Source organism: Streptococcus sp. GMD6S (assembly GCF_000297015.1).
Map to the genome: position 1 here is coordinate 1 of NZ_AJRH01000346.1, position 826 is coordinate 826.

At 42.5% G+C, this 826-nt stretch carries 2 protein-coding genes; both read right to left on the reverse strand.

All coding sequences use genetic code 11. The features are described 5' to 3' along the window. A partial coding sequence (gene rpsC / locus GMD6S_RS11515) for a 30S ribosomal protein S3 (RefSeq protein ID WP_008295994.1) occupies window positions 1-419 on the reverse strand: 419 nt, incomplete at its 3' end. 12 nt (window positions 420-431) lie between these two features. Continuing rightward, window positions 432-776, reverse strand: coding sequence for a 50S ribosomal protein L22 (gene rplV, locus GMD6S_RS11520; protein ID WP_000818137.1), 345 nt, complete (start codon window positions 774-776; stop codon window positions 432-434). Window positions 777-826 lie beyond the last annotated feature (50 nt).

Genomic DNA, 826 nt, shown 5'->3' on the forward strand with positions numbered 1-826 from the left:
GCACGTTGGATTGCTTGTTTTTGTGCACGACGGAAAGCAACACGTTGCTCCAATTGACGAGCAATTCCTTCACCAACAAGGTGAGCATCCAAATCAGGTTGTTTGATTTCGATGATGTTGATGTGTACTTGTTTTCCAGTCAATTTGTTAAGTTTTGCACGGAGTGCATCAACGTTAGCACCACCTTTACCGATAACCATACCTGGTTTAGCAGTGTGAAGTGAAACGTTAACTTTGTTTACTGCGCGTTCGATTTCAATAGTTGAAACTGCTGCGTCAGCAAGTTCTTTTTGAACGAATTTACGGATTGCAAGATCTTCATGAAGGTAATCCGCGTATTCTTTTTCAGCATACCATTTGGCATCCCAATCACGGATGATGCCGACACGCATACCAATTGGATGTACTTTTTGACCCACGATGTTACCTCCTTATTTTTCTGCAACAGCCACAGTGATGTGAGCTGTACGTTTGTTGATTGGTGAAGCTGAACCTTTCGCACGTGGACGGAAACGTTTCATAGTTGGTCCTTCGTTTGCGAATGCTTCAGATACTACCAAGTTAGCTTTGTCCAAACCAAAGTTGTTTTCAGCGTTAGCTACAGCTGAATTCAAGACTTTCAAGATGATTTCAGCAGCTTTGTTTGGTGTGAATGTCAAGATTGCAATAGCATCGGCTACGCTTTTACCACGGATGTTGTCAAGAACAAGACGTGATTTACGAGGTGAAACACGTACTGTACGAGCCATTGCTTTAGCTGAAGTAATTTCTGCCATTTATGTTCTCCTTATTTTCTACGTGTTTTCTTGTCGTCTGCAGCGTGACC

Coding starts and splice junctions, on each gene's coding strand:
- rplV (WP_000818137.1), bottom strand. CDS start 776: ATGGCAGAAATTACTTCAGCTAAAGCAATGGCTCGTACAGTACGTGTT.